24 protein-coding genes are annotated in these 26878 nt (G+C 60.8%); 9 read left to right on the forward strand and 15 right to left on the reverse strand.

Features of this window, described 5'->3' with window-relative positions:
• Nucleotides 1-27: 27 nt before the first annotated feature.
• The 3 genes from CKW29_RS13595 to CKW29_RS13605 are packed head-to-tail and all read right to left on the reverse strand — an operon-like array spanning nt 28 to nt 3634.
• Nucleotides 28-1392: an aspartate aminotransferase family protein gene (locus tag CKW29_RS13595; RefSeq protein ID WP_095148652.1), complete on the reverse strand. Its 1365-nt coding sequence runs from the start codon at nt 1390-1392 to the stop codon at nt 28-30.
• A gap of 53 nt (nt 1393-1445) precedes the next feature.
• The gene (locus CKW29_RS13600; protein ID WP_095145956.1) at nt 1446-2804 is read right to left on the reverse strand and encodes a glutamine synthetase family protein; all 1359 of its coding nucleotides are present in this window, start codon (nt 2802-2804) and stop codon (nt 1446-1448) included.
• A gap of 38 nt (nt 2805-2842) precedes the next feature.
• The gene (locus CKW29_RS13605; protein WP_095148653.1) at nt 2843-3634 is read right to left on the reverse strand and encodes a gamma-glutamyl-gamma-aminobutyrate hydrolase family protein; all 792 of its coding nucleotides are present in this window, start codon (nt 3632-3634) and stop codon (nt 2843-2845) included.
• 278 nt (nt 3635-3912) lie between these two features.
• Here CKW29_RS13605 and CKW29_RS13610 point away from each other — a divergent pair, with 278 nt between their 5' ends.
• The 3 genes from CKW29_RS13610 (at nt 3913) to CKW29_RS13620 (ending at nt 6978) form a co-directional block, all read left to right on the forward strand.
• A complete protein-coding gene (locus tag CKW29_RS13610; RefSeq protein ID WP_095148654.1) occupies nt 3913-5289 on the forward strand; it encodes a glutamine synthetase family protein in 1377 nt (458 codons plus the stop codon).
• Nucleotides 5290-5495: 206 nt separating this feature from the next.
• Complete coding sequence (locus CKW29_RS13615; RefSeq protein WP_095148655.1) at nt 5496-6248, forward strand: carbonic anhydrase; 753 nt, start codon at nt 5496-5498, stop codon at nt 6246-6248.
• Nucleotides 6249-6339: 91 nt separating this feature from the next.
• Nucleotides 6340-6978, forward strand: coding sequence for a TetR/AcrR family transcriptional regulator (locus CKW29_RS13620; RefSeq protein WP_095148656.1), 639 nt, complete (start codon nt 6340-6342; stop codon nt 6976-6978).
• A gap of 197 nt (nt 6979-7175) precedes the next feature.
• Here the strand turns inward: CKW29_RS13620 and CKW29_RS13625 are convergent, their stop codons facing one another.
• The 10 genes from CKW29_RS13625 to argE all read right to left on the reverse strand — a co-directional run bounded on the left by CKW29_RS13625 (nt 7176) and on the right by argE (nt 17581).
• Nucleotides 7176-7391, reverse strand: coding sequence for a molybdopterin-binding protein (locus CKW29_RS13625; RefSeq protein WP_003213899.1), 216 nt, complete (start codon nt 7389-7391; stop codon nt 7176-7178).
• Between the two features lie 34 nt (nt 7392-7425).
• Complete coding sequence (ssuB, locus tag CKW29_RS13630; RefSeq protein ID WP_095148657.1) at nt 7426-8232, reverse strand: aliphatic sulfonates ABC transporter ATP-binding protein; 807 nt, start codon at nt 8230-8232, stop codon at nt 7426-7428.
• Complete coding sequence (gene ssuC, locus CKW29_RS13635; RefSeq protein WP_095148658.1) at nt 8229-9017, reverse strand: aliphatic sulfonate ABC transporter permease SsuC; 789 nt, start codon at nt 9015-9017, stop codon at nt 8229-8231. The genes ssuB and ssuC overlap by 4 nt, the downstream gene beginning before the upstream one ends.
• Before the next feature lie 8 nt (nt 9018-9025).
• Nucleotides 9026-10174: an FMNH2-dependent alkanesulfonate monooxygenase gene (gene ssuD / locus CKW29_RS13640; protein WP_095148659.1), complete on the reverse strand. Its 1149-nt coding sequence runs from the start codon at nt 10172-10174 to the stop codon at nt 9026-9028.
• A 25-nt stretch (nt 10175-10199) separates the two neighbouring features.
• Nucleotides 10200-11165, reverse strand: a complete 966-nt coding sequence (locus tag CKW29_RS13645; RefSeq protein ID WP_095148660.1) for a sulfonate ABC transporter substrate-binding protein — start codon at nt 11163-11165, stop codon at nt 10200-10202.
• 91 nt (nt 11166-11256) lie between these two features.
• Nucleotides 11257-11850, reverse strand: a complete 594-nt coding sequence (gene ssuE / locus CKW29_RS13650) for an NADPH-dependent FMN reductase (RefSeq protein WP_095148661.1) — start codon at nt 11848-11850, stop codon at nt 11257-11259.
• Between the two features lie 356 nt (nt 11851-12206).
• Nucleotides 12207-12845, reverse strand: a complete 639-nt coding sequence (locus CKW29_RS13655) for a peroxiredoxin (protein ID WP_095148662.1) — start codon at nt 12843-12845, stop codon at nt 12207-12209.
• 284 nt (nt 12846-13129) lie between these two features.
• A complete protein-coding gene (locus tag CKW29_RS13660; protein WP_095148663.1) occupies nt 13130-14503 on the reverse strand; it encodes an OprD family porin in 1374 nt (457 codons plus the stop codon).
• A 496-nt stretch (nt 14504-14999) separates the two neighbouring features.
• Nucleotides 15000-16298, reverse strand: coding sequence for an amino-acid N-acetyltransferase (argA, locus tag CKW29_RS13665; RefSeq protein ID WP_095148664.1), 1299 nt, complete (start codon nt 16296-16298; stop codon nt 15000-15002).
• A gap of 134 nt (nt 16299-16432) precedes the next feature.
• Nucleotides 16433-17581 carry an acetylornithine deacetylase gene (gene argE, locus CKW29_RS13670; protein ID WP_095148665.1) on the reverse strand — a complete coding sequence of 383 codons (1149 nt, stop codon included), beginning with the start codon at nt 17579-17581 and terminating at the stop codon, nt 16433-16435.
• 156 nt (nt 17582-17737) lie between these two features.
• Here argE and CKW29_RS13675 point away from each other — a divergent pair, with 156 nt between their 5' ends.
• Nucleotides 17738-19105, forward strand: a complete 1368-nt coding sequence (locus tag CKW29_RS13675; protein WP_095145935.1) for an inorganic triphosphatase — start codon at nt 17738-17740, stop codon at nt 19103-19105.
• 52 nt (nt 19106-19157) lie between these two features.
• Here the strand turns inward: CKW29_RS13675 and CKW29_RS13680 are convergent, their stop codons facing one another.
• A complete protein-coding gene (locus CKW29_RS13680; protein ID WP_095081839.1) occupies nt 19158-19628 on the reverse strand; it encodes an Lrp/AsnC family transcriptional regulator in 471 nt (156 codons plus the stop codon).
• A gap of 125 nt (nt 19629-19753) precedes the next feature.
• Here CKW29_RS13680 and CKW29_RS13685 point away from each other — a divergent pair, with 125 nt between their 5' ends.
• The 5 genes from CKW29_RS13685 (at nt 19754) to CKW29_RS13705 (ending at nt 23850) form a co-directional block, all read left to right on the forward strand.
• Nucleotides 19754-20092 carry a hypothetical protein gene (locus CKW29_RS13685; RefSeq protein WP_095148666.1) on the forward strand — a complete coding sequence of 113 codons (339 nt, stop codon included), beginning with the start codon at nt 19754-19756 and terminating at the stop codon, nt 20090-20092.
• Nucleotides 20093-20233: 141 nt separating this feature from the next.
• Nucleotides 20234-22015, forward strand: a complete 1782-nt coding sequence (locus CKW29_RS13690) for a GspE/PulE family protein (protein WP_095148667.1) — start codon at nt 20234-20236, stop codon at nt 22013-22015.
• 70 nt (nt 22016-22085) lie between these two features.
• On the forward strand, nt 22086-23006 hold the full coding sequence (locus CKW29_RS13695) for an SPFH domain-containing protein (RefSeq protein ID WP_095145929.1): 921 nt from the start codon (nt 22086-22088) through the stop codon (nt 23004-23006).
• Between the two features lie 10 nt (nt 23007-23016).
• Nucleotides 23017-23466, forward strand: coding sequence for an NfeD family protein (locus tag CKW29_RS13700; protein ID WP_095145927.1), 450 nt, complete (start codon nt 23017-23019; stop codon nt 23464-23466).
• Nucleotides 23467-23532: 66 nt separating this feature from the next.
• The gene (locus CKW29_RS13705; protein ID WP_095145925.1) at nt 23533-23850 is read left to right on the forward strand and encodes a DUF2388 domain-containing protein; all 318 of its coding nucleotides are present in this window, start codon (nt 23533-23535) and stop codon (nt 23848-23850) included.
• Between the two features lie 127 nt (nt 23851-23977).
• On the opposite strand, the gene gcvP is transcribed toward CKW29_RS13705, so the two are convergent.
• Nucleotides 23978-26851 (reverse strand): aminomethyl-transferring glycine dehydrogenase, encoded by a 2874-nt coding sequence (gene gcvP / locus CKW29_RS13710; protein WP_095145923.1) that lies wholly within the window; start codon nt 26849-26851, stop codon nt 23978-23980.
• Between the last annotated feature and the right edge of the window lie 27 nt (nt 26852-26878).

The raw sequence follows: 26878 nt of genomic DNA on the forward strand, positions 1-26878 counted from the left end.
TATTCCCCTTCGCTCAGAGCCTAGCACTTAGCGTTGCAATGCACTCAGGGTCAAGTCCAGGCACTGACGCGCCTTGGCCACCAGCTCGTCGATTTCCGCCGGTGTAATCACCAGGGGCGGCGAGATGATCATGGTGTCCCCCACTGCGCGCATGATCAGGCCGTTGTCGAAGCAGAACTGCCGGCAAATCATGCCTACGCCCTTACCCTCGTAACGCTTGCGCGTGGCCTTGTCCTGAACCAGTTCAATGGCACCCAACAGGCCGACGCCACGGACTTCGCCCACCAACGGGTGATCGTTCAGTTCCCGTAGACGCTTTTGCAAATACGGTGCCGTTTCTGCATGAACGCGCTCGATAATTTTCTCTTCGCGCAGAATGCGGATGTTCTCCAGCGCCACTGCCGCGGCAACCGGGTGGCCGGAGTAAGTGAAGCCGTGGTTGAAATCGCCGCCTTCGTTCAGCACCTCGACCACTTCATCGCGCACGATCAGGCCACCCATCGGGATGTAGCCGGAGGTCAGGCCCTTGGCGATGGTCATCATGTCGGGCTTGAGGTCGTAGAAATCGCTACCGAACCACTCACCGGTACGGCCGAAACCACAGATCACTTCGTCGGCGACGAACAGGATGTCGTACTTGGCGAGGATTTCCTTGATACGCGGCCAGTAGCTTTCTGGCGGAACGATCACGCCGCCGGCACCCTGGATCGGCTCGGCGATGAAGGCGCCAACGTTGTCGACGCCGACTTCGAGAATCTTTGCTTCCAGCTGGTTGGCCGCCCAGATACCGAACTCATCCGGTGTCATGTCGCCGCCTTCACCGAACCAGTACGGTTGCGGGATGTGCACGATGCCCGGGATCGGCAAGTCGCCCTGTTCGTGCATATAGGTCATGCCGCCCAGGCTGGCGCCGGCCACGGTCGAACCGTGGTAACCGTTTTTACGGCTGATGATGACCTTCTTGTTCGGCTGGCCCTTGATCGCCCAATAGTGGCGAACCATGCGCAGCATGGTGTCGTTGCCTTCGGAACCGGAACCGGTGAAGAACACGTGGTTCATGCCTTCTGGTGCGATGTCGGCGATGGCCTTGGCCAGTTCCAGCACCGGCGGGTGAGCGGTCTGGAAGAACAGGTTGTAGTACGGCAGCTCACGCATCTGCTTGCTGGCGGCATCGGCCAGCTCGTCGCGACCGTAACCGATGGCCACGCACCACAGGCCGGCCATGCCGTCGAGGATCTTGTTGCCTTCGCTGTCCCACAGGTAAACGCCCTTGGCGTGGGTGATGATGCGCGGGCCTTTCTCTTTAAGCTGCTTGAAATCGCTGAACGGCGCCAGGTGGTGATCGTTGCTCAGAATTTGCCATTCACGGGTTTGCGGGTTGTGGCTGGTCATAAAGCTCTCCTAGTGAGGTGAGAGTGCGGCTTCTGAGGGCCGCACCCGGCGTATCAGACGGCGAACAACAGGAACTCCCGTTCCCACGAACTGATCACGCGCTTGAAGTTTTCATGCTCGGCCCGCTTGACCGCGACGTAGCCAGTGATGAATTTATTGCCCAGGTACTTCTCGATGGTGGCACTGTTTTCCATGCGCTCCAGTGCGTCTTCGATGGTCAGCGGCAGACGCAGGTTGCGCCGCTCGTAACCCCGTCCAACCACCGGTGCACTTGGGTTGATGCCTTCGACCATGCCGATGTAGCCGCAGAGCAGGCTTGCGGCAATCGCCAGGTACGGGTTGGCGTCGGCGCCCGGCAGACGGTTTTCCACCCGACGGTTTTGCGGCCCGGCATCCGGAACCCGCAGGCCCACGGTACGGTTCTCTTCGCCCCACTCCACGTTCACCGGTGCGGAGGTGTCCGGCAGGAAGCGGCGGAACGAGTTGACGTTGGGCGCGAACAGCGGCAGCAACTCAGGGATGAACTTCTGCAGGCCACCAATGTGATGCAGGAACAATTGGCTCATGGTCCCGTCTTCATTGGAGAAGACGTTCTTGCCGGTCTCGAGGTCGATGATGCTCTGGTGCAGGTGCATGGCACTGCCGGGCTCACCGGTCATGGGCTTGGCCATGAAGGTCGCCGCCACGTCGTGCTTGAGCGCCGCCTCACGCATGGTGCGCTTGAACACCAGGATCTGGTCGGCCAGGGACAGCGCGTCACCGTGACGGAAGTTGATTTCCATCTGCGCCGTGCCGTCTTCGTGGATCAGGGTGTCCAGGTCCAGCTCTTGCAGTTCACACCAGTCGTAGACGTCTTCGAACAACGGGTCGAATTCGTTGGCCGCTTCAATGGAGAACGACTGGCGACCGATCTCCGGACGCCCGGAACGGCCAATGGGCGGTTGCAGTGGATAGTCCGGGTCGTCACTGCGCTTGGTCAGGTAAAACTCCATTTCCGGCGCCACGATTGGCTGCCAGCCCTTGTCGGAATAGAGCTTGAGTACCTTCTTGAGCACGTTGCGCGGCGACAGCTCGATCGGGTTGCCTTGCTTGTCGTAGGTGTCGTGAATCACCTGGGCGGTCGGTTCGATGGCCCACGGCACGAGGAATACGGCGTTTTCGTCCGGACGGCAGATCATGTCGATGTCGGCCGGGTCGAGCAGTTCGTAATAGATGTCGTCTTCGACATAGTCGCCCGTCACTGTTTGCAGCAACACACTCTCGGGCAGGCGCATGCCTTTTTCGGCAATGAACTTGTTGGTTGGCGAAATCTTGCCACGGGTGATCCCCGTCAAGTCGCCAATCATGCATTCGACTTCTGTGATCTTGTGGTCTTTCAACCAATCGGTGAGCTGGTCGAGGTTGTTACTCATAAATGCCTCTGGGCTGGGTTTCCTGACCTCATTAAGAGTCAGGCGTTGTTTGACGCGTGGGCGTCGCGTTGTATTGCCCGCTTGCGACAGGCATCGCCAAATGCCTGGAAGATGGCAAGGTAGTGAGGGTTGGAGCTTACCTGCCATTCGGGGTGCCATTGCACCCCCAAAGCAAAAGCCTGGTCTCCCTCGATCTCTGCGTCCTTGACAGACAGCGCCTCGATCAATCCGTCGGGCGCCAACGCCTCGATGTGCAGGCCCGGCGCCAGACGTTCAACGCCCTGACCATGAATCGAATTGACTGAAATCACGCTCGGCAGGCCCAGGCTCGCGAGCACGCCACCGGGCTGAATATGCATCGGGTGGCTGGGGGCGTACTGCCCTTCCAGCGGCAGGCTGTCGTCTTCACGGTGATCCATGAAGGGACCGGCCTCGTGGACGCTCTGGTGCAGGCTGCCACCGAATGCGACGTTCATTTCCTGAAAGCCACGACAGATCCCCAGTACCGGGATGCCAGCAGCCACCGCGGCGCGAATCAGCGGCAGGGTGGTGGCATCGCGTGCAGGATCATGGGCGGTTCCCGGCGCACTTGCAGGACCGCTATAGTGAAAAGGTTCTACATTGGAAGGTGAACCGGTAAACAGGATGCCATCCAGACCGTCCAGAATATCGGACGGGGACAGCAACTCCGGCAGCAACGGCACAATTACCGGCAAGCCTCTGGCTGCCGTGGCCACTGCACGAACGTACTTGTCGCCACTGATGTGATAAGCATGCAGACCGATCTGCCTGGAGCAGGCGGTGACGCCGATTAACGGCAGGCGAGACATGAAGCACCCCGGTATTATTGCTGTTATGGGTTTGATTCGAGCTTAGCCTTGTTCATTTTTTTACACAACACCCCCGTAAAAAATACAACACGGCCCGCTCAAACATGCTGTAGCAAAAGAAGTGAAAGGCATAAAAACGCCCCAAACCGCCCCAAAAATGCCATTCGAGCGCTTTTTTAGGGCAATTAAGGCCTCGCTTGACTTCGGCATGCCGTTGGGGTTGACTGGAATCTGAAAAGATCAATGATTGATATTTTTAACAACAAAGGTGTTGCATCATGTCGGTACCCCCGCGTGCCGTTCAGCTTAACGAAGCGAACGCGTTCCTTAAGGAACATCCTGAGGTTCTGTACGTTGACCTTCTGATTGCGGATATGAATGGTGTGGTGCGCGGCAAGCGCATCGAACGCACCAGCCTCCACAAGGTTTACGAGAAAGGCATCAACCTGCCGGCCTCTCTATTTGCTCTGGATATCAATGGCTCGACGGTGGAAAGCACCGGCCTGGGCCTGGACATCGGCGATGCTGACCGAATCTGCTATCCAATCCCTGACACCCTGTGCAATGAGCCTTGGCAGAAGCGCCCTACCGCGCAACTGTTGATGACCATGCACGAACTCGAAGGTGAGCCATTCTTCGCCGACCCGCGTGAAGTGCTGGCCAATGTAGTGCGCAAGTTCGACGAAATGGGCCTGACCATCTGCGCCGCCTTCGAACTGGAGTTCTACCTGATCGACCAGGAGAACGTGAACGGTCGCCCGCAACCCCCTCGCTCGCCGGTTTCCGGCAAACGCCCGCACTCGACACAGGTCTACCTGATCGACGACCTCGACGAATACGTCGACTGCCTCCAGGACATTCTGGAAGGTGCGAAAGAGCAAGGCATCCCTGCCGACGCCATCGTCAAGGAAAGTGCTCCGGCGCAGTTCGAAGTGAACCTGCACCACGTTGCCGACCCGATCAAGGCCTGCGACTACGCGGTACTGCTCAAGCGTCTGATCAAAAACATCGCCTACGACCATGAGATGGACACCACCTTCATGGCCAAGCCTTACCCAGGCCAGGCGGGTAACGGTCTGCACGTCCACATCTCGATCCTTGATAAAGACGGCAAGAATATTTTTGCCAGTGAGGATCCCGAGCAGAACGCCGCACTGCGTCACGCGATCGGCGGTGTGCTCGAGACCCTACCGGCGCAGATGGCTTTCCTCTGCCCGAACGTCAACTCCTACCGTCGTTTCGGCGCACAGTTCTACGTGCCGAACTCGCCATGCTGGGGCCTGGACAACCGTACCGTGGCCCTGCGTGTTCCCACCGGTTCCGCCGATGCGGTCCGCCTGGAACACCGGGTTGCCGGTGCCGACGCCAACCCGTACCTGCTGATGGCTTCGGTCCTGGCGGGTGTGCATCACGGCCTGGTGAACAAGATCGAGCCGGGCGCTCCGGTCGAAGGCAACAGCTACGAGCAGAACGAGCAAAGCCTGCCGAACAACCTGCGCGATGCACTGCGTGAGCTGGACGACAGCGAAGTCATGGCCAAGTACATCGATCCGAAATACATCGATATCTTCGTGGCCTGTAAAGAGAGCGAGCTGGAGGAGTTCGAACACTCCATCTCCGACCTCGAATACAACTGGTACCTGCATACCGTGTAAGCGGGCTGCAGTAAAAAAAGAACGTCGCCAGCCTTGCAGCTGGCGGCGTTTTTTTGTGCCCGCCATCCATTGTTTATTCTTGCAATCATTCTCGGTGATTTGTCTTACGGAACTGTCAGGCCCAGATTACATCGATTGCCTACCCGCCAGTTCACACTTCAGAGTTCCGGAATTTGACCGGTTTCCTACCTGCGAGAACAACAAGCATGACAAAACAACTGCTAGGCACAGCCATGACCCTGATCGCCGCCGGTTTGTGTACCACCGCCTGGGCCAACACCGCCGACACTGCCGAATGGGGCTACACCGCACCCACCGGCCCGGAAAGCTGGAGCGAACTGAAGAGCGAATTCAGACTCTGCACGTCCGGTAAAGAACAGTCGCCAATCGATATTCATGACGCGGTGAAGGCTGGAGTCGAGCCCCCGGCCTTCACTTATCGCCCAAGCACAGCCGCCGTGCTGAACAACGGTCATACGATCCAGGTATCGCCGACGGACTCAGGCGGTATCACCCTGACCTCCGGTGCCTATTCGCTCGTGCAATTGCACTTCCATACGCCCAGTGAGGAAAAGATCCAGGGCCGCTCCTATCCACTGAGTGCGCATCTGGTTCATCGCAACACCGCGGGCGAACTGGCCGTTGTGGCCTTGCTGTTTGAAGAGGGCGCACATAACCCAACGCTGGAGCCGATCCTGGCAGCCATGCCAAAAGACGCGGGTGGCACGGCGACCCTGGAGACACTGAACATTGCCGATTTATTGCCCGCCACCCACAACGCCTATTCCTACATGGGTTCTCTGACAACCCCACCCTGTACTGAAGGCGTGCGCTGGAATGTGCTGACCACTGCGGTGCAGATATCCCGGGCGCAACTGGAGGCATTCCAGGCGCTGTATCCGATGAACGCACGTCCGGTCCAACCCTTGAACGGTCGGAGCGTGCAGGTCGACGGCTAAGCCACCCTGGCGGCCAAGCGGCGCAGTGGGCCTGTACAGACAAGGGGTGAGACGCCTCGTACAATGCCCACTGCCCTCGCAGGAGACTTCAATGACCCGGCCCGCCACTCTTCGTAAACCCCGCGCCCGCAGCCAAGCGCGAATCGACTCGATACTCGATGCCGCCCGCACCCTGCTGGCCGCCGAGGGCGTGGCCAGTTTGTCGATCTACAGTGTCGCCGAGCGCGCGGAGATCCCGCCCTCCTCCGTCTACCATTTCTTTGCCAGCGTCCCGACCCTGCTCGAAGCCCTGACGGCCGACGTCCACGCCGCGTTCCGCGCCTGCCTGCAAGCGCCTATCGACCACGGCACCCTCAGTGGCTGGCGTGACCTGTCGCGGCTGGTGGAACAGCGCATGCTCGCGATCTACAGCGAAGATGCCGCCGCCCGCCAACTGATCCTCGCCCAGCATGGCCTGACCGAGGTCACCCAGGCCGACCGTCAGCACGACATCGAACTGGGGGACCTGATGCACAAACTCTTCGACCACCACTTCGAGCTGCCGGCATTGCCTAGGGACGTCGACGTGTTTGCCCTGGCCATGGAACTGGGCGACCGTGTTTACGCACGCTCAGTGCAGCAGCACGGGCAGATCACCCCGCGCATGGCCGAGGAAGGGATGCGGGTGTTCGATGCGTACCTTGGGTTGTATCTGCCGCCGTATTTGCCAAAGCGTGTAGTTCCAGCCTGATTTCTGTGCTGGCTTCACTGCACTCTTCGCGGGCAAGCCCGCTCCCACATTGGGCCCCCAGTAAATGTCAGGCCTGTGCGCGACGCCGCTCAAAGGCGGCAACGGGCTTGCCCGTGAAGGGCTCACCACCACACTGACTCACACGCACACAACCCCGAAGGGCTCACACCCTTCGGGGTTGCTCGTGGCGCACGCGCTTACAACTTGGCGATCGACACCTCGGTGGATTTCACGAAGGCGATGACTTCACTGCCAATCACCAACTCCAGCTCTTTGACCGAGCGCGTGGTGATCACCGAGGTGACGATGCCGGAGGCTGTCTGTACGTCGATTTCCGAGAGCACGTCGCCTTCGACGATTTCCTTGATGGTGCCTTTGAACTGGTTGCGAACGTTGATGGCCTTGATTGTCATGATGGTGATTCCTGTCGTTGGGATAAAACTGCAGTTATTGAGCCCAGCGCAATTGCGTGGGCAAGGGTGAAACAGGTTCAGGTTCCGGTGGCTGGCCAGGCAGTGACAGCACACGGGTGAGGACTTCGGTTTCCAGTGCCGCCAGTCGATGGGAGCCGCGCGCCCGAGGGCGCGGCAAGTCGACGTGCAGGTCCAGGCCAATCTCGCCCTCTTCGATCAGCAGCACCCGGTCGGCAATCGCCACCGCTTCACTGACGTCATGGGTCACCAGCAACACGGTGAAGCCGTGCTGTTGCCAGAGCCGCTCGATCAGTTGCTGCATTTCAATGCGGGTCAGGGCATCCAGGGCGCCCAGCGGCTCATCCAGCAACAGCAAGCGCGGTTGGTGGATCAGCGCCCGGGCCAGAGCCACCCGTTGTTTCTGTCCGCCGGACAACGCCGCCGGCCATTCATTGGCGCGATCCGCCAGCCCTACGGCGTCCAGAGCGTCCAGCGCTCTCTGGCGCCAGTCGCCCTTGAGGCCGAGGCCAACGTTGTCGATCACTTTCTTCCAGGGCAGCAGACGCGCTTCCTGAAACATCAGGCGGGTGTCTTTCCGCGCCTGGCTGAGCGCCGCGGATCCGGCCAACAGCACGCCATCCGTCGGTTGATCGAGGCCGGCGAGCAAGCGCAGCAATGTGCTTTTACCGCAGCCGCTACGCCCCACCACCGCGACGAATTGACCGGCAGGAATGTGCACATCGATGTCCCGCAGTACGTGCCGCGCACCAAAGGTTTTTCGCAGCTTGCGCACCGCCAGTGGAATCCCGCGCAGCAGGCGCGGTGGTTGCTGAGCCGTCATGCCGCACCTCCCTTGGCCACTTGATAGGCCGGATGCCAACGCAACCACACGCGCTCCAGCCCACGGGCGGCGAGGTCGGCCAGCTTGCCGAGCAGCGCATACAAAACTATCGCCAGCACCACCACATCGGTCTGCAGGAACTCCCGGGCGTTCATCGCCAGGTAACCGATACCGGAGCTGGCGGAGATGGTTTCAGCAACGATCAGGGTCAACCACATGAAGCCCAGGGCAAACCGCACCCCCACCAGGATCGATGGCAGCGCGCCCGGCAGAATCACTTGGCGGAACAGGCTCAAACCACTCAAGCCATAACTGCGCGCCATCTCCACCAGAGCCGGGTCGACATTGCGGATGCCGTGGTAGGTGTTGAGGTAGATCGGGAACAAGGTGCCCAGGGCCACCAGGAAAATCTTCGCCGACTCATCAATGCCGAACCACAGGATCACCAGTGGAATCAGCGCCAGGTGCGGCACGTTGCGGATCATCTGCACCGAACTGTCGAGCAGGCGTTCGCCCCACTTCGACAGCCCGGTGATAAACCCTAGCGCCAAGCCAAGGCCACCGCCGATCAGAAAGCCGATGCCGGCACGCCAGCCGCTGATCGCCAGGTGTTTCCAGATGTCGCCACTGCGCACCAGGCCTACACCTGCCTCGATGACCGCGCTGGGCGCCGGCAGTATCCGCGTCGACAGCCAGCCCGCCGACACCGATAACTGCCATACCGCCAACAACAGCACCGGCAGTGCCCAGGGTGCGAGGCTGTGGATAAAGGTTCTCCTCTTCATGGCGCGCCTCAGCTCTGGGACACGGCTTTGGGAAGGATGTCGTTGGCCACCATTTCGCCAAACGGGCTGACGTAGCCACCGCTTTTTGGCAGCTCCGGGCGCTCGACGTCCAGGTGCGGGAACAACAATTCAGCCACCCGGTACGACTCTTCCAGATGGGGGTAACCGGAGAAAATGAAGGTGTCGATGCCCAGCGCCGCATACTCCTTGACCCGTGCCGCCACGGTCGGACCGTCGCCGACCAGCGCCGTCCCCGCCCCCCCACGCACCAGGCCCACGCCGGCCCACAGGTTCGGGCTGACTTCCAGGTTGTCGCGGCTGCCGCCATGCAGGGCCGCCATGCGCTGCTGGCCCACCGAATCAAAGCGCGCCAGCGAGGCTTGAGCGCGGGCAATGGTGTCGTCGTCCAGGTGGGAGATCAGGCGATCCGCCGCTTGCCAGGCTTCGGCAGTGGTTTCACGCACAATCACATGCAGGCGAATCCCAAAGCGCACGGTGCGTCCCAGCTTCGCGGCCTTGTCCCGGACCTGCTGGATTTTTTCGGCCACCGCAGCTGGCGGCTCGCCCCAGGTCAGGACCATCTCGACCTGTTCGGCGGCCAGATCCTGGGCCGCCTCCGAGGATCCTCCGAAATACAGCGGCGGACGTGGCTGCTGGATCGGCGGATAGAGTAGTTTTGCGCCCTTCACACTGATGTGCTGACCGTCGTAGTCCACCGTCTCGCCCTCCAGCACTCGACGCCAGATCCGGGTGAATTCCACCGACGCCTGATAGCGCTCCTCATGACTGAGGAACAAGCCATCACCGGCCAATTCTTCCGGGTCGCCCCCCGTCACCAGGTTGAACAGCGCCCGGCCACCGGACAACCGATCCAGGGTCGCGGCCTGACGCGCCGCCACCGTCGGGGAAATGATCCCGGGACGTAGCGCGACCAGAAACTTCAGGCGCTGGGTGACGGGGATCAGCGAGGCAGCCACCAGCCAGGAGTCTTCGCAGGAGCGCCCGGTGGGAATCAGCACCCCGCCAAAGCCCAGGCGATCTGCCGCCTGGGCGACTTGCTGCAGGTATCCGTGATCGACGGTGCGGGCGCCTTCGGCGGTGCCAAGGTAATGGCCGTCGCCATGGGTGGGCAGGAACCAGAAAATATTGAGGCTCATGGAGTGGTCTCCTTGGGAAATGGAATTACTGCGCGTTGGCAACAGTCGCCGGTGGTGTCCAGATCACGTCTTTGATGCTCAAGGGCTTGGGGATCAACTTGAGCTGGTAGAAGCTGTCGGCGATTTTCTGCTGCGCCGCGACGACGTCCGGGGCAAGGAAGTGCGCGCCAAAGCCCTGGCGCTTCATGGAAGTCAGGGTGATGTCCGCCGGCAAGCCGATCAGTGGCGAGACCTGCCTGGTCACGTCCTCAGGGTTGGCTTTGGACCACTCGCCGATGGCGCGAACCTGCTCCACCAGGGTCTTGATCACGACCGGGTGCTGCTCGGCATAGGGCCTGGTCGCCAGATAGAACTGGTGGTTGTCGACGATGCCCTGGCCATCGCGCAGGGTGCGTGCTTGCAGTTGCTGTTCGGCAGCCGCCTGGTACGGGTCCCAGATCACCCAGGCATCGACGCTGCCGCGCTCGAAGGCGGCGCGGGCATCGGCCGGTGGCAGGAAGACGGTCTGGATGTCGGTGTACTTGAGGCCGGCGTCTTCCAGGGCGCGCACCAACAGGTAGTGCACGTTGGAGCCTTTGTTGAGCACGACTTTCTTGCCCTTGAGATCCTGCACCGACGTGATCGGGGAGTCCTTGGGCACCAGGATCGCTTCACTGTGGGGCGCGGGCGGTTCGTAGGCGACGTAGAGCAGGTCCGCGCCGGCGGCCTGGGCGAACACCGGTGGCGTTTCGCCGGTCACACCGAAATCGATGGAGCCGACGTTCAAGCCCTCAAGCAACTGCGGGCCACCGGGAAACTCCGTCCATTGCACGTCGACGCCTTGGGCGGCGAGGCTTTTTTCCAGAGTGCCGCGGGCTTTGAGCAGCACCAGGGTGCCGTACTTCTGATAGCCGATTCGTAAGGTCTCGGCCTGGGCTTGAGTAATGGCGCCGAAGGACACAGCCGCAGCAAACAGAGCGACCAGACCGCGACGCAAAATGACAGGGCGCATGGCGCTCTCCTTTTTGCAGTGGGGGTTATGGCTGCACCTGCTTGCCCGTTAGCGGGCGAGTAAGGCCAGTACTTCTACTTTCGGGTAAGGCTTAGATGCTCCAGCGAGCACTTAACAGACGAGCATTGAGCAGGCTCGGATCCAGCGGCTTCGGCCGACGGGCCATGGCGCTGAAAAACTGCTCCAGCGCTTCATGCAGACGCTGCTCCAGTGCCGGTGTCAGCTGCGCCTGGGCGTTGCCCTGGCCGTATGCGATCTGACTGTCCTCGGCGAAGATGCCGTGGAGCATCTCCTGCGCCTTGAGCGCCGACAGCACCGGCTTGAGCGCGTAATCCACCGCCAACATGTGGGCAATGCTGCCACCGGTAGCCATCGGCAATACGACCTTGTGGCTCAAGGCACGCTCGGGCAACAGGTCCAGCAGGGTTTTCAGCGCGCCGGAGAAAGACGCCTTGTAGACCGGCGTGGCAATCAACAGGCCATCGGCGTTTTCAATCTGTTGCAGCAGGTCGATCACCTTCGGGCTATCGAAGCGGGCGTGCAGCAAGTCTTCGGCCGGGAAGTCCCGTACCTGATAACTCACCACTTCCACTCCTTGTTGTTGCAACCAGCGTTGGGAGCGATCCAGCAGCACCCCGGAACGGGAGCGTTGGCTGGGACTTCCTCCGAGTGAGACGACCAGCATCGGGTTGATTCCTTGCGTGTTATGGACGATTCGCGGCTTGCGATCTCGCTTCGATTGAGGTGACCTTAACAGCTGATTTATATATCTATAAATCATATTTATTCATTTGTTTATTCTATAAAAGAATATGGTGACAGACTTTCCGCAGACCAAAAAAAAGGCCGTCGAAACGGCCTGAAAAACCCTGCTTTGTGAATCGGGTTTGCTCTGAATCCTGTGGTGCCTTGAACGTCGCCATCGCGGGTAAGCCCGAACCATGTGTGCGTACGCACATGCAGAGCGCTCGCCACGGTGTACGGTGCTGTCCTGTGTGGTGAGAACAAGTCATGCGATCAAGACCGCATCCCGCAAATGAACTACCGGTTGGGCTGTGGCGTCAGGCGCAGGTATGGCTTCACGGCGCGGTAGCCTTTGGGGAAGCGTCTGTTGATTTCGTCTTCATCCTTGAGCGACGGCACGATCACCACCTCGTCACCGTCCTGCCAGTTCGCCGGTGTGGCCACCTTGTAGCGGTCGGTGAGTTGCAGAGAGTCGATCACCCGCAGGATCTCGTGGAAGTTGCGTCCGGTACTGGCCGGATAGGTGATGGTCAGCCGGACCTTTTTGCTCGGATCGATGACGAACAGCGAACGCACGGTCAGGGTGTCGTTGGCATTCGGATGGATCAGGTCGTAGAGGTCAGACACCTTGCGGTCGGCATCCGCCAGGATCGGGAAGTTGACCAGGGTGTCCTGGGTTTCGTTGATGTCTTCAATCCATCGGTGGTGCGAGTCCACCGGGTCGACCGACAACGCAATGGCCTTGACCCCACGCCGGGCGAAGTCTTCCTTGAGCCTGGCGGTAAACCCCAGCTCCGTGGTGCACACCGGGGTGAAGTCCGCCGGATGGGAAAACAGCACGCCCCAGCTGTCGCCTAGCCACTCGTGGAAACGAATGGTACCGGCGCTGGAATCCTGTTCGAAATCGGGGGCGATGTCGCCCAGTCTGAGGCTCATGGTGCTGCTCCTGGTCAGTGCGTGATGAGCCTACTGTGCCCGTCGCTCCTCTACATTAAAAAGAATAAATAATGATTTATTTAGATCATTAGGAGATATTAAAAATCTCTTCATTGGACGCACCCGCGCACAACGGCCACGCTGCGCCCCAGGTTCGAGAAGGCCTGAGTTGCTGTAGAGAGGGAAGTAAGGGAGGGTCTACGGGGGTAGACCTTTCTGAAACACAAAAGCCCCGCCAGGCTCACGCCTGGCGGGGCTTTTTTTACAGCTGACGAAGCGCGCTGTTACAACAGCGGAATCGAGTAGCTGACGATCAGGCGGTTTTCATCCTGGTCGCGTTGACCCGGGATGTCGTTGCGCCACATCGCGTTCTTCCAGGTCAGGCCCAGGTTTTTCAGCGGACCTTGCGGAATCACGTACGCCACGGTCAGGTCACGTTCCCACTCGCTCGCGCCAGTGGCGTTGACTTTGGTCTGTGGCGTGGTGGTACCCACCTTACCCGAGGTGTCGATATTGTCACCACGCAGGTAGACCACACCGGCGGTCAGGCCTGGTGCACCCAGTTTGGCGAAGTCATAGGTGTAGCGAGCTTGCCAGGTACGCTCTCCGGCACGGGCGAACTTGGAGATTTGCGAGTCGGTGGTCAGGTAAGCCGACGAGCCATCACCCTGGTTCAGCCAAGGGAAATCGCTGTCACCGTTACTGACCTGGTAACCGCCACCGAAGGTGTGGCCGGAAACGCTGTACAGGAACAGGCCGCTGAACAGGTTGTTGTCAACCTTGCCCTTGGTGATGCCCGTGCCGTAGTCACCGGTGGTGTAGTAGGCCGGATCATGGCCGTTGGCACCGTCATCGCCGCTGTTGAAGTAACGCAAGTCCGACTTCAATACGCCCGGACCGATCGACCAGTTGTGTACCAGGCCCAGGAAGTGTTGCTTGTAGAAGTCTTCCAGGTTGCCGTAGTAGTACTGCGCGGTCAGGTCCTTGGTGATCTTGTAGTCACCGCCGCCGTAGATGAACTTGTTGCTGTCGCGGCCCGAAGCGGTAGGGCTGTTGGCGCCTGCGATGGACAACTCTTCGTTGTTGCTGGAGTTACGGCCTTTGGCCTGCTCGATCTGGCCACCGATCAGGGTCAGGTCCTTGATGTCGTTGGTGCTGACCTGGCCGCCCTGGAAGGTTTGCGGCAGCAGGCGACCGTCGTTGGTCACGATCACCGGCAGTTTTGGCTGCAGGGTGCCGAGCTTCAGTTCGGTCTGGGAAATCTTGGCCTTGGCCGTCAGGCCCAGGCTCGAGAAGTTATCAACGGCTTCACCGTTGGACTTGCTCGGGAACACAGTACCGCCGTACGAGGTAGCGGTCGCGCCGTTGGTGCCACCACCGGAATCCAGTTTCACGCCCAGCAGGCCAATGGCATCAAGACCAAAACCAACGGTGCCTTGGGTGTAACCCGAGGTGAAGCGCAGATCGAAGCCTTGGCCCCATTCTTCCTGCTTGTTCTGTGCACCGGCAGCCTTAGTGTTGTTGTCGCGGTTATCGGTGTTGATGTAGAAGTTACGCAGCCCCAGGGTGGCCTTGCTGTCTTCGATAAAACCAGCGGCGCCTGCCTGCTGCGCGACAACCCCTACGGCCACTGCCAGGGCCAAGGTGGACTTGTTCATGTTTCACTCCTCTCGTTTCTAATTTTTGTGTTTCTTTGGTCCAGGGTCTAACGCCCCGGATCCACAGCTGCGCGATTAGCGCCAGACCGTGACTGCCAAGTCAATCGTAACGAGGTGTGTCTACGACCATGGTCTAACCGCACTCATTGGGTCCGTTCAGGTTAATGAGTTTTCCATAAACCTAAAAAGAATTATTTCGTAGTTTTTCATGCGATTCGGAAATATACAAATCCATCTCAAGCAAACCGGATGCAGGGTATCGGCAACCCAGCTAATTCCTAAATGGTATTTGTTTATGTTTTTTTAGATCGTTTGATGAAATCTGTCATTGATATTCGTCAAGGCCGATCAAAAAAGCGACGCTCGTTTGCCGAGCGCGCATCTTCCGGGGCAATTGTTACAGTTTGTGTATCGATTCGGACTTTTCTGACATCCAGGCGAACGAACGCCGTCGGCCTTCACCTTTGAGGCAAAGGCGAAGGCTGCAGCGATCCGTTCAGAGGGCTTTTTCGAAGATCTTCGAGTTGCGCTGGTAGTTGTACAGCGAGGCCCGCGCCGATGGCAGGCGCTCTACGCTGCTCGGCACAAAGCCGCGCTCGCGGAACCAGTGCGCGGTGCGCGTGGTGAGGACAAACAGGGTTTTGAGACCTTGGGCGCGAGCCCGGCTTTCGATCCGTTCCAACAGTTCATCGCCGCGACGACCGTGACGGTATTCCGGGTTCACGGCCAGGCAGGCCAGTTCACCGGCGTCCGAATCGGCGATCTGGTACAGCGCCGCACAGGCAATGATCATCCCTTCACGCTCGACCACGCTGAACTGCTCGATTTCGCGCTCCAGCACTTCACGCGAGCGGCGCACCAGAATCCCCTGCTCTTCCAGCGGACTGATCAGATCCAGCAAACCGCCAACGTCTTCGATGGCCGCCTCGCGCAGCAATTCGAATTGCTCCTGGGCCACCAGCGTACCGCCGCCGTCACGGGTGAACAGCTCGGTCAGTAGCGCGCCGTTTTCGGCATAACTGACAATGTGGCTACGGCCAACACCGCCCCGGCAGGCTTCGGCGGCGGCATCCAGCAGTTCGGCCTGATAGTTGGCACCCAGGCGCTGCAAGTGGGCCGGCACCTGTTGCGGACGCAGCTCGCGGACCAGACGTCCGCTCTCGTCGATCAGGCCCCTCTCGGCGCCAAACAGCAGCAATTTGTCGGCCCCCAGGTCGATGGCGGCGCGGGTGGCGACGTCTTCGCAGGCCAGGTTGAAGATTTCCCCGGTGGGCGAGTAGCCCAACGGCGACAACAGTACGATGGAGCGTTCGTCCAGCAGGCGGTTGATGCCCTTGCGGTCGACCCGGCGCACTTCACCGGTGTGGTGATAATCGACGCCTTCCAGCACACCAATCGGCCGTGCCGTGACCAGATTGCCGCTGGCCACCCGCAGACGCGAACCCTGCATCGGTGAGGACGCCATGTCCATCGACAGGCGGGCTTCGATGGCAATCCGCAGTTGACCCACCGCATCGATCACGCACTCCAGGGTGGCGGCATCGGTGATGCGCATCCCGTGGTGATAGTGCGGGGTCAGGCCGCGCGCGGCGAGACGGGTTTCGATTTGCGGGCGCGAACCGTGGACCAGCACCAGCCGCACCCCCAGGCTGTGCAACAGCACCAGGTCGTGGACGATGTTGCCAAAGTTCGGATGCTCGACGCCGTCGCCAGGCAGCATGACGACGAACGTGCAATCGCGGTGAGCATTGATGTAAGGGGACGCGTGACGAAGCCAGTTGACGTATTCGGGCATAACACCTGCACCTGTAATAAATAGCAGCCGAAAAAAAGACGAAGCAAGACGCACAGCGGGCTGATGGTTATCGTCGGAACAGGTTTGGCGACACGCGCGCTCTCCTCATGAATACGGGTGGATTGCCCCGGGATTTAAGCCGGGGTCAGGCAGTAATGTTCGATCAGTTGACGTAATAGATGCACGGTAGGCTGCAAACGTGACATTTCAAGGAATTCTCCCGGCTGGTGAGCGCAGGCGATATCGCCCGGGCCCAGCACCACGGTTTCGCAGCCAAGGCGCTGAAGATAAGGCGCTTCGGTGCCGAACGCCACTGCTTCGGCACTGTGGCCGGTCAATCGTTCGGCCACCCGCACCAATTCGCTGTCTTCGGACTGCTCGAATGGCGGCACTTCGGGGAACAGCGGCGCGTAGTCGATCTTCACCTGGTGGCGCTCGGCAATCGGCTCAAGCTTCTGCCGGATCGCCGCACGCAACGCCTGCGGGTCCATGCCCGGCAACGGTCGCAGGTCGAATTCCAGCGAGCACTGACCGCAGATCCGGTTCGGGTTGTCGCCGCCGTGGATACAGCCGAAGTTCAGCGTCGGTTGTGGCACGCCGAATTGCGGGTTATTGAACTCGCGTTGCCAGAGCAACCGCAGTCCACGCAATTCACCCATCGCATCATGCATGGCCTCCAGTGCGCTGTGGCCCAGTCGGGGGTCAGAGGAATGGCCACTTTGGCCAAGGATGTCGATACGCTCCATCATCACGCCCTTGTGCAGGCGGATCGGCTTGAGCCCCGTCGGCTCGCCGATCACCGCCGCCCTGCCCAACGGCCGGCCGGCCGCCGCCAGGGCCCGGGCACCGGACATCGAGCTTTCCTCGTCACAGGTGGCGAGAATCATCAGCGGTTGTTTGAACGGCTTGTCCAGCAAGGGCAGCACGGCTTCGATGGCGAGGGCGAAAAAGCCCTTCATGTCACAGCTGCCCAGGCCGATCCAGCGCCCGTCGACTTCGGTCAGTTTCAGCGGGTCGGTCTGCCACAGGGCACCATCGAATGGCACGGTGTCGCTGTGCCCGGCCAGTACCAGGCCACCAGGACCGGAACCGAAGCTGGCGAGCAAGTTGAATTTGCCGGGGCTGACCTGCTGGATCTCACAGGCAAAACCCAGGTCACCGAGCCAGGTGGCCAGCAAATCGATGACCGGACGGTTGGATTGGTCCAGATGGGCTTGGGTGCAACTGACGGACGGCGTGGCGATCAGTGCAGCGAACTGGTCTTTCATGGACGGCAAAGGCATCGCTGACTCCAACTCCCGAAGTGAAGTCCATCATAGAACCATCCGGTGACAGGAATAAACCGTCGCGGCGCGTAGCCCGGGTGAGTGCTGTACACTGCACGGCCTTGGCAGCCACACATTCCCCCGGCTGCGCTCCCGATCCTGGATTTTCCGGCCATGCAGAAAGAAACCGAAATCAAACTCCGCGTCAGCCGCGAAACCCTCGCTGCCCTGCGCGAGCATCCATTACTGAAGAAACGCAACAAAAGTGGCTGGGAACGCCGTGAGTTGATGAACCAGTACTTCGACACGCCAGAGCGTGACCTGGCCCTGGCCAAGGTTGCCCTGCGCCTGCGCCGTGACGGCGAAGACGTGATTCAGACCCTCAAGACCCGCGGCCAGAGTGTCGCCGGCCTGTCCGAGCGGAACGAGCACAACTGGAACCTGCCCAAAGCCAAGCTCGACGTGAAGAAACTTGACGGCGAATGCTGGCCTGAAGAACTGGCCGAACTGGACAAAAAGACCCTCAAGCCGATCTTCACCACCGATTTCGTGCGCGAATACGCTGAAATTGCATGGGGCCGTGGCAAGGCCAAAGTCGTCATCGAAGCCGCTCTGGACCTGGGCCACGTGGTGGCGGGCAAGCAGAAGGAAGAGATCTGCGAGCTGGAACTGGAACTGCGCGAAGGCGAGCCGGCGGCGTTGCTGGAGCTGGCCGCCGAGCTGGCCGCGACCCTCGCGCTGATGCCGTGTGACATCAGCAAGGCCGAACGCGGTTATCGCCTGTTTGATGCCAACAGCTACTCGCTGAGCCTGCCGGCGCCGGAACTGAGTTTCGAGATGCCACTGGACGACGCCTTCGCCGCCCTGAGCTGGCACTTGCTGGGCAGCAGCCAGCGCCTGGCCGAGCAATATCGCTTCAACGGCCACTGGCGCCTGCTGCTGGACTGGGTGGAACACCTCGCCGAACTGCGCGCGTTGATCGCCAGCCTCGGCCAGGCGGCACCGCGCCAGTCGACCCACGACTTGCGCGTCGCTCTGGATGCCTTGCTCGAAGACTGGCGTCCGCTGGTTCAAGCCGGCATGGACGATGAAGACGTGCGCAAGGCCGCGCCGGAGCAGTTCCTCGAAGAGCTCGAAGACCCACGCTGGGGCCAGTTCTCGCTGAACGCCTCGCGCTGGTTGCTGGCCCGCACCTGGACTGCCGACCGCAACACCCGTGGCAATCGCCAGGGCGCCGCGCAACTGGGCAACTGGCTGCCACGCCTGCTGGGCGAAGAAGCCACCTCGCTGCAACTGCAACGCTACCAGCAACAGCCAGAAGACCTGGCCGAGCAACTGCCACGTATCGAGCGCATCCAGGCCTGGCTGCACCACGCCCGTGGCGTGCTGGACATCCCGGAAATGGACCGCCTGTACGGTGAACTGAACAAGCTGGCGCACCTGGCCAACGAGTCGATCACCGACGAGGTCCTCGATGCCCGCAAGCAGCAGGCGATCGCGGTGTACCAGAACCGCGCATGGAAGACCTTGTTGCGTCTGTAATCATTCAGCACCACCTGTGGCGAGGGAGCCTGCTCCCTCGCCACAAAAGCAATCAACGCACTACCGGCAGACTCGTCGTGGACTTGATTTCGGACAAGGCCACGATCGAGTTGACCTCCTGGATCCCCGGCACCATCGACAGCTTCTCGAAGAAGAAGCGCTCATAGGCCTCGATGTCCGCCGTCACGATCCGCAGCAGAAAATCCACCGCGCCCATCAGCACATAACACTCCAGCACTTCCGGAAAACCGCGTATCGCATCGGTGAATTCGGTGAAGTTCGAACGCCCGTGGGCGTTGAGTTTGACCTCGGCGAAGATCTGCGTGTTGAGGCCGATTTTCTTGCGGTCGAGCAAGGTCACCTGCCCACGAATCACACCCTCGTCCTTCATCCGCTGGATGCGCCGCCAGCACGGCGATTGCGATAGCCCGACCTGCTCGGCAATCTGCGCGCTGGACAGCGAAGCGTCCTCTTGCAGCAGTGCCAGAATCTTGCGGTCGTACGTATCCAGCTCGCTATGCATAAAAAACCCTCAAGATCAGTGACAGGCGAATCGAACAATTCTATAAATCAGCAATAACGCCCATCATAGATAAGAAATACCCAGCACCGAATGTAAAAATTTCTCCATTGATCTGGAGAAAAACCATGCCCCCGCTCGAAGCCGTCAGCCCTTGCTCCCCCCGTGCCGACGTCTGGAACGTCAACAACGCCCACTGCCGCGTGCACTACCAATTGCTCGCCGAAGCCGAACCGGACCTGCTGTGCCGGGCATTGAACCTGTTTGCGCTGCAGTTCCTGGTGCCACAAGCGGTCAACGTAGAGCGCCGGGACGACCTGCTGGCACTCGATATCGTCATGGATGGCTTGAGCTGGCACCGCGCCCAGGTGATCGCGGAAAAACTGCGTAACCTGATCAGTGTGTGCTCGGTAGACCTGCAAGCGGCCGACTCACCCTGGGCGCAGCCCGTGCAGGCGGCGGGCTGAAACACGCCGGCAAAATCCCGCAATGCTTGTTTGGGCAGCGGCCGAACGGTCGGTACCGACGGGGACTATTCTTGGCAATCCGTGGTCAGAGACGCACCCCTCTACACCACAGGTGCAGGATCGTTTCTCTAAGGAGTCCGGATGTCCGTTCAACTCGCCACTCAGGATCGCTGGCTGGATCTCAATGACCTGCTGCGCGACCTGGTCGCCCAGGGTTTCATCAGTCAGGACACCGCCGAACAGGCGCTCGGCGCTCGACGCAACGCCGCCAACAGCCAGCTGCACCCGCTGGAATTTCTCGCCAGCCAACACTTCAACGACCTGCACCGCCCCGGCAAGCGCCTGGACCTGGAAAGCCTGACCCTGTGGCTGTCGCAACAGGCCGGCCAGCCGTACCTGCGTATCGACCCGCTGAAAATCAACGTCGCGCAAATCACCCCGCTGATGTCCTACGCCTTTGCCCAGCGACACAAAATTCTGGCCGTCGCCATCGACCGCGACGCCGTGGTCGTGGCCAGTGCGCAGCCTTATGTACGCGGCTGGGAAGCCGACCTGATCCACGTGCTGCAGCGCCCGATCAAACGCGTGGTGGCGAGCCCGACCGACATCCAGCGCTATTGCGTGGAGTTTTATCGCCTGGCCAAATCGGTCAGTGGCGCCAGCCACACCGACCAGCAGGCCAACAGCCTGGGCAACTTCGAACAGCTGCTCAAGCTCGGCGCCAGCGACCAGGAGCCGGACGCCAACGATGCGCACATCGTCAACATCGTCGACTGGCTGTTCCAATATGCGTTCGGCCAGCGCGCCAGCGATATCCACATCGAACCCCGGCGCGAGCAAGGCACCGTGCGCTTTCGCATCGACGGCGTACTGCATAACGTCTATCAGTTCCCGCCACAGGTCACCGTGGCCATGGTCAGCCGCCTGAAAAGCCTGGGGCGAATGAATGTCGCCGAGAAACGCAAACCCCAGGACGGCCGGGTCAAGACCAGGACCCCGGACGGCGGTGAAGTGGAACTGCGGCTGTCGACACTGCCCACCGCCTTCGGGGAAAAGCTGGTCATGCGGATCTTCGACCCACAGGTGCTGCTCAAGGATTTCGACCAACTGGGGTTTTCCGTCGACGACCTGCGCCGCTGGCAGGACATGACTCGCCAGCCCAACGGCATCATTCTGGTCACCGGCCCCACCGGCTCAGGCAAGACCACCACGCTCTACACCACCCTGAAGAAACTCGCGACGCCAGAGGTCAACCTGTGCACCATCGAGGACCCGATCGAGATGGTGGAACCTGCGTTCAATCAGATGCAGGTCCAGCACAACATTGACCTGACCTTTGCCAGCGGCGTGCGCGCCCTGATGCGGCAGGATCCGGACATCATCATGATTGGCGAGATCCGTGACCTGGAAACCGCTGAAATGGCCATACAGGCGGCACTCACCGGTCACCTGGTGCTCTCGACCCTGCACACCAATGACGCCCCGGGCGCCATCAGTCGCCTGCTGGAGCTGGGCATACCGCACTACCTGATCAAGGCCACCGTGCTCGGGGTCATGGCCCAGCGCCTGGTACGAACCTTATGCCCGCACTGCAAAGCCCCCTTGAGCCTCACCGAAGACGACTGGCACACCCTGACGCGCCCCTGGCAAGCGCCCTTGCCCAGCAACGCCCAGCGCGCCGTCGGCTGCCTGGAATGCCGCGACACCGGCTATCGCGGCCGCGCCGGGGTCTACGAAATCATGCCACTGACCGACGCCCTCAAAGCCCTGGTCACCCCGGACACCGACCTGCTGGCCATCCGTCGCCAGGCGTATCAGGACGGCATGCGCAGCCTGCGGCTGTCCGGTGCGCAGAAAGTGGCGGCGGGGCTGACGACGGTTGAAGAAGTGCTGCGGGTAACGCAACAAAGTGAACAGAAGTAATAGGTCCCAACTGGCCATCACGCCGCTACACTCAGGCCTACCCCTTCATTGACTTGAACAAGGACTTTTCATGCAGATCGGTAGTGTACTTTTGCTGTTCCTCGCCCTGGTGGTCGCCATCCTGCTCATGGGCTTCAAGGTCGTGCCCCAGGGCTTTCAATGGACGGTCGAACGATTCGGCCGCTATACCACCACCCTCAACCCCGGCCTGAACGTCATCATCCCGGTGATGGACCGCATCGGGCGCAAGATCAACATGATGGAGAGCGTGCTGGACATCCCGCCGCAGGAAGTCATCACCGCCGACAACGCCACGGTGCAGATCGATGCCGTGTGCTTCTTCCAGGTGGTCAATACCGCGCAGGCCGCCTATGAGGTGAACAACCTCGAACACGCGGTACGCAACCTGCTGCAAACCAACATCCGTACCGTGCTCGGCTCGATGGAGCTGGATGCGATGCTCAGTCAGCGTGACGCCATCAACGAACGACTGCTGCGCACGGTCGACGAAGCCACCGCACCGTGGGGTATCAAGATTACCCGGATCGAGATCAAGGACATCAGCCCGCCCGCCGACCTGATGGCGGCAATGTCCGGGCAGATGAAAGCCGAGCGGATCAAGCGCGCGCAAATCCTCGAAGCCGAAGGCCTGCGAGCCTCGGCCATCCTGACCGCCGAGGGCAAGAAGCAGGCGCAGATCCTCGAAGCCGAAGGCAGCCGTCAGGCGGCGTTCCTGGAGTCCGAGGCCCGTGAGCGTCAGGCCGAAGCGGAAGCCAAGGCGACCCGGGTGGTGTCCGAAGCGATTGCCACCGGCAACGTGCAGGCGGTGAACTACTTCGTCGCACAGAAGTACATCGATGCCCTGGGCCAACTGGCCTCGGCCAACAACAGCAAAGTGATCCTGATGCCACTCGAAGCCAGCCAGGTGATTGGCGCGGTAGGTGGTATCGGCGAGATCGTCAAAGCCACGTTCGACAGCAAAAAAGCCTGAGGCACGCGTTATGTGGGCATTTCTACAACACCTGTCGTATTGGGACTGGCTGGCGCTGGGCACGCTCCTGCTGATCCTGGAAGTGTTCGGTGCCGGCGGTTACCTGCTGTGGATCGGGCTCGCCGCAGCGGCAGTGGGTGTGTTGACCTTTGTCATGCCCCAGCTGTCCTGGGAATTGCAGTTCCTGCTGTTCGGCATGCTGTCGATCCTGACCGCCCTGTACTGGTGGCGCCGCCAGCACAGTGTGGTTCGGGTCAGCGATCAACCCCACCTCAACCTGCGCGGCCAGGAGTTGGTCGGCAACGTCTTTGTGGTGCATGAGGCGATCGTCGACGGCCGCGGCAAGATCAAGGTGGCGGATGGTGTCTGGATGGCCAAGGGGCCTGATTCACCCGCAGGCACCAGGGTTCGGGTGGTGGGTCTGGAGGGGGTGATGCTCAAGGTTGAACACGCCGATTGAAGGCACGGAACTCGTTTGGGGTAACTGCAATCAAAGCCGCCAGTTAACCCAAACTGGAGTCACCCCATGCGTTTCAAACTGGCCACTGCCACCCTCGCCTTGCTATCCCTGTCTGCAGGGTCTGCAATGGCTGATAGCTTCTGGCAGGAAGTCATTTCCTCCGGTGCGACCACTGCGTCCACCTACCTGACCTTCAAGGATCACAAGATGATCGTCGCCGCCCAGGACGATGCCGGTAGCTTTGTCGCCAGTGACGGCAACATTCGCGGGCCGTTCCTGGAGTCCGCGATGCAGAAAGTGCGCGCCGACAACCCGGGCCTGAAGGCCACCGACATGGAGTTGGCCAACGCGATCCTGGCGAAGAGCGCCGTCGCACAGCAGTGATTCATTGATGCAATACAGAATGCCGCTCACATGAGCGGCATTTTTTCATCCGCTGAAATCGACTTCAGACCATGGCGAGGGCGCTTGCTCGCTCGCCACAGGGTACGTGTTCGGCACCCCGTGCCATTCAGCGGTACTCATCCACCGGCACACAGGCACAGAACAGATTGCGATCGCCGTAGACGTTGTCCACCCGGTTCACCGTCGGCCAATACTTGTGGGCCCTGGTGTGCGCATCCGGGGTCACTGCCTGTTCGATACTGTAGGGCCGATCCCAGACACCGATGAGGTCCGCCAGGGTATGGGGCGCACGTTTGAGCGGGTTGTCTTCGGCGGACCAGTTGCCGTTCTGCACCTCGGAGATTTCCGCCCGAATGCTCAGCATCGCACCGATAAAGCGATCCAGTTCCGCCTTGGATTCGCTCTCGGTGGGTTCGACCATCAAGGTGCCCGGCACCGGAAAGGACATGGTCGGCGCGTGGAAGCCGTAATCCATCAAGCGCTTGGCCACGTCTTCTTCACTGATCCCGGTCAGCGTCTTGAGCGGTCGCAGGTCGAGGATGCATTCATGGGCTACCCGCCCGTTACGTCCGCTGAAGAGTACCGGGAACGCCCCGGACAAGTGTTCTGCCAGGTAGTTGGCCGAGAGAATCGCCACTTCGCTGGCATCGGCCAGTTGCGGGCCCATCATTGCGATGTACATCCAGCTGATCGGCAGAATGCTCGCACTGCCCCAGGGCGCGGCACTTACCGCACTATTTTGCGGATCCGGCCCTTCGATCGGCACCACCGGGTGATTGGCCACGAAGGGCGCCAGGTGCGCGCGGACACCGATCGGTCCCATGCCCGGCCCCCCGCCCCCGTGAGGAATGCAGAAGGTCTTGTGCAGATTCATGTGGGAAACGTCGGCGCCGATGTCCGCCGGACGCGCCAGCCCCACCTGGGCATTGAGATTGGCGCCATCCATGTACACCTGGCCGCCATGGCTGTGGATCACTTCGCAGATTTCGCTGATGCCTTCTTCGTATACGCCATGGGTCGAGGGGTACGTGGCCATCAGGCAGGCAAGCTTGTCGCCGGCCTCCATCGCCTTGGCTTTCAAGTCCTCGAGGTCGACGTTGCCCGCCTCGTCGCAATCGACAATCACCACCTGCATGCCGGCCATCTGCGCCGACGCCGGGTTGGTGCCGTGGGCTGAAGCCGGGATCAGACAGATATCCCGCGAACCTTGTTGACGACTTTCATGGTACTTGCGGATCGCCAGCAACCCGGCGTATTCACCCTGGGCGCCAGAGTTGGGCTGCATGCAGATCGCGTCGAAACCGGTGATCGCACACAACCAACGCTCCAACTCCTCGATCAGCAACCCGTAGCCCAACGCCTGCTCCTTGGGTGCAAAGGGATGCAGGTTGGCGAATTCGGGCCAGGTGATGGGGATCATTTCGCTGGTGGCGTTGAGTTTCATGGTGCAGGAGCCCAGCGGGATCATCGACTGGTTGAGCGCCAGATCCTTGTTCTCCAGCTGTTTGAGGTAACGCAGCATCTCGGTTTCGCTGTGATGGGCGTTGAACACCGGATGACGCAAATACGGCGTCGTGCGCATCAACCCCTGGGGAATCCCGGACGGCAGCGGCTCGCTATCCAGCTCGGCCACCTCCAGCCCATGATCAGCCCCGAGGAACACATCGAACAACTTCGCCACGGTGTTTTCATCACACTGCTCGTCGAGGCTCAAGCCGATCTGCCCGCGCCCGAGAATGCGCAGGTTGATCTGCGCGGCCTTGGCGCTTTCGATGATTGCGGTCTGGCTGCCACCGACCTCCAGGGTCAGGGTGTCGAAGAACTGCGGGTTGAGCCGGCTTACACCTTTGCGCTCAAGTCCCGCAGCGAGGATGCAGGTGAGCCGATGGACCCGCTGCGCGATGCGCTTGAGCCCCTGCGGGCCATGGTAGACCGCGTAGAAACTGGCGATATTGGCCAACAGCACCTGTGCGGTGCAGATGTTCGAGTTGGCTTTCTCGCGGCGAATGTGTTGTTCACGAGTTTGCAGGGCCATGCGTAGCGCAACGTTGCCACGGGCGTCTTTCGAGACGCCGATAATCCGCCCGGGGATCGCCCGCTTGTACTCATCACGGCTGGCAAAGAACGCCGCGTGCGGACCGCCATAGCCCATTGGCACGCCAAACCGCTGGGACGAGCCGAACACCACGTCCGCGCCCATTTCACCCGGCGGCGTCAGCAACAGCAGGCTCAACAAGTCAGCCGCCACGCAGGCCAATGCCTGCTGAGCGTGCAGGTGATCGATCAAGGGGCGCAGGTCACGGATCTCGCCGTGGGTATCGGGGTACTGCAGCAGCGCACCGAATACCTGGTGCTGCTTGAGGTTATCCACCGAGTCGACGATCAGTTCGAAGCCAAAGCCTTCAGCTCGGGTCCGCACCACGGAGATGGTCTGCGGATGGCAGTGTTCGTCGACGAAGAACAGATTGCTTTTCGACTTGGCCACGCGCTTGGCCAGTGCCATGGCCTCGGCCGCCGCCGTGGCTTCATCGAGCAACGATGCGTTGGCCAGCTCCAGCCCCGTCAGGTCGATAGTCAACTGCTGGAAATTGAGCAGGGCTTCGAGTCGCCCTTGGGCGATCTCCGGTTGGTACGGGGTGTAGGCGGTGTACCAGCCCGGATTTTCCAGCACGTTGCGCAAGATTACCGCGGGCGTCAGGGTGCCGTGGTAGCCCATGCCGATCAGGCTGGTCCAGACCTGGTTCTGATCGGCATAGCCGCGCAGTTTTGCCAGCGCGGCCTCTTCATCCAGCGCTGGCGGCAACTCCAGTTCGCGATTCAGGAGAATACCCGGCGGTACGGTCTGCTCGATCAGCTCGATCCGGCTACCAAGCCCCAGGCTGTCGAGCATCGCCTGCTGTTCGGCGGTGTCCGGCCCAAGGTGGCGTCGCAGAAAGACATTGGGGTCGCGTAACTGGCTCAAAGTGGGCAACTGGGACATGACGGGCTCTCTCTTGATTGGCGCTCT

It is taken from the genome of Pseudomonas sp. Irchel s3a18, assembly GCF_900187535.1.
Lineage (GTDB): Bacteria > Pseudomonadota > Gammaproteobacteria > Pseudomonadales > Pseudomonadaceae > Aquipseudomonas.